This window comes from Longimicrobium sp. (assembly GCF_036554565.1).
In the GTDB taxonomy this organism is placed as follows: domain Bacteria; phylum Gemmatimonadota; class Gemmatimonadetes; order Longimicrobiales; family Longimicrobiaceae; genus Longimicrobium.
This window is the reverse complement of sequence record NZ_DATBNB010000475.1, coordinates 1-2,054: the sequence shown is the minus strand read 5'-3', so window position 1 is coordinate 2,054 and position 2,054 is coordinate 1. Positions and strand designations below refer to the sequence as shown.

Annotated in this window: 4 protein-coding genes; 2 read left to right on the top strand and 2 right to left on the bottom strand. The window is 67.6% G+C overall.

Annotated elements, in window-relative coordinates:
- The first annotated feature begins 210 nt into the window (after nt 1-210).
- Nucleotides 211-348 (top strand): hypothetical protein, encoded by a 138-nt coding sequence (locus tag VIB55_RS13040; RefSeq protein ID WP_331877087.1) that lies wholly within the window; start codon nt 211-213, stop codon nt 346-348.
- A gap of 175 nt (nt 349-523) precedes the next feature.
- On the opposite strand, the gene VIB55_RS25490 is transcribed toward VIB55_RS13040, so the two are convergent.
- Nucleotides 524-820: a type II toxin-antitoxin system RelE/ParE family toxin gene (locus VIB55_RS25490; RefSeq protein ID WP_349263023.1), complete on the bottom strand. Its 297-nt coding sequence runs from the start codon at nt 818-820 to the stop codon at nt 524-526.
- Complete coding sequence (locus VIB55_RS13035) at nt 817-1,035, bottom strand: addiction module protein (protein WP_331877086.1); 219 nt, start codon at nt 1,033-1,035, stop codon at nt 817-819. The genes VIB55_RS25490 and VIB55_RS13035 overlap by 4 nt, the downstream gene beginning before the upstream one ends.
- Before the next feature lie 260 nt (nt 1,036-1,295).
- Between VIB55_RS13035 and VIB55_RS13030 the strand changes: the two genes are divergently transcribed.
- The coding region (locus VIB55_RS13030; RefSeq protein ID WP_331877085.1) for a hypothetical protein at nt 1,296-2,054 on the top strand (759 nt) is incomplete at its 3' end.

Sequence of the window (2,054 nt, the reverse complement as noted above, 5' to 3'; positions counted from 1 at the left end):
AATTGGTGGCCTCGAGGAAATCCACCGTACCTCGCCCGCCCTCCAGCTGCGGCGGGGGAGGCATGCATATGATGCTGACGAGCGAAGCTGGAGCCCGCCCCTCGCCCATACGGCTGCTGGAGATGCTGTCGGACCGGTTCGGGCTGTTCGAGGCGCTGGCCTACTCCACGATCAAGCTCCACCAATGCCACGCAGGCGGACGAGCTCGCGATGGACCCGCTGGCCGCCGAAGCGATCCTGGAGTTCGCGGACGACCTGCGCAGCGCCCGCGCCGCCGCGGACGAGTGGGCCGAAGCCAACGGCGTGGGGCAGCCCTGGGAGGCCGCGGAAGCCGAGGACGTGGCCTGAGAACAAGCAGGGTGTCGAGGGATCAGACAGCCGCGAGCCACCGATGGCCGCGGCTGTCGTTTTAGTGGATCAACGCTTGTGCCTGACTGCCTACAGTCTCGCCCGACCACGAGAGGTCCTCGTTAAGCGCCAGCACGGAAGCTCGTTAACGCGAGCGGGAGCCGTTCGCGCTACGCTACAGTCGCGAGCGCCAGCGCCTTGGGTGCCGGCTCGTGTGGATGCACCCGATGACTTCGATCAGCTCGGCGGAGGAGACGTAGAAGAGCGCGTATGGGAAGCGCCTCAGCAAGGCGCGGCGGGCGTGCTTGTAAACTTGCCGATGAGATTCCGGATTCCGCTCGATCGAAGCAAGCCCCGCCTCTACGGATCGCAGGAACCCGCCTCCCAATCCGGGCCTTTGTTCCTCGTACCATTGGTACGCCGCCTCAACGTCGTCCTCAGCGGCCGGGCGAAGAATCAGCGATCGGCTCACCGGCTCCCCAGCAGCCGCGCCTTCACCTCGGACCAAGGCTTACCCACGCCCGGATTGGCGGCCTGATCCGCCAGCCGGGCATCCAGCTCCTCGCGAAGTTCATCCGACAGCGGCACAGCCTCGGGTTCAGCCGCGATGCTGTCCCATATGTCTTCCACGAGCTGAATGCGTTCAGCCACACTCAGCTTGAGAAGCTCGGGAAGAGGATTCGTCATTGTCACCCTATCGAGGAGGAGCCCGAGGCCGGCTCCCTAACGTTTCGATCTGCTTTCATCGGCGCACGAAACATCGGCAGAAATGCCGATACGAGCAAGCATCGTGATCGGTGTGCGATGATGCTCGTATTTGGGCGTCCCGTACAGGAAGAATGCGCGCCCCGCGCCTGTCGGCAGAAGTTTCGTGCGATCTGCGTTATCTTTATGCGCCGCCGTCCCTTCCGCGCACCCGCCCACTCACCGGTACCCGCAAGCACACCATGCGCCTCACCCTGGTTCTCGCCTGCGCCGCAACGGCCATGCTGCCCACTGCGCTCACCGCGCAGACGCGGAGCGCGCCCGATCGGGCGGAGCGTGCCACGCAGCTCGAGGCGATCCGGGTGGGGCCACCCGACCGCGGTTGTGTGGTCAACCCGCGGACCGGGCTGCGCACGGCCGCCGTGTGGGAGGCGGCGCGCCAGGTGCTCCTGGAAACCCAGGCGGCGGAGGCCCGGGGCGGCCTCTTCACCATCCGCCGCTTTCACCGCGAGCTGGACCGCTCCACCGCCTTCGTGCGCTCGGCACGGGAAGACAGCACCACCGAGCGCCGGGCGACTCCCTTCCGCAGCCTTCCGGCAGCCGAGCTCGCGCGCGACGGGTACGTACGGCGCGAGGGGAATGACCACGTTTTCATCGCGCCCGACGCCACGGTGCTCCTTTCCGAGGAGTTCCTGGACGGCCACTGCTTTCGTGTGGTGCCGGGGCGCCGGGCCGAGGCCGGGCTGGTGGGGCTGGAGTTCGAGCCGGTGCGCGGCAGGCGCCTTCCCGACGTGAGCGGAACCCTGTGGCTGGACCCCGCGAACGCGGATCTGCGTTCCATGGAGTTCGCGTACACCGGGCTGCCCGCCTACGCCTACGACGAGGGCGAGGTGTGGGGCGGGCGCATGGAGTTCACCCGCACCGCCGCGGGTGCCTGGATGGTGAACCGCTGGACGCTCCGCCTCCCTTCCATGGGCGCTCCCACCAGTGCCTATGGGCGG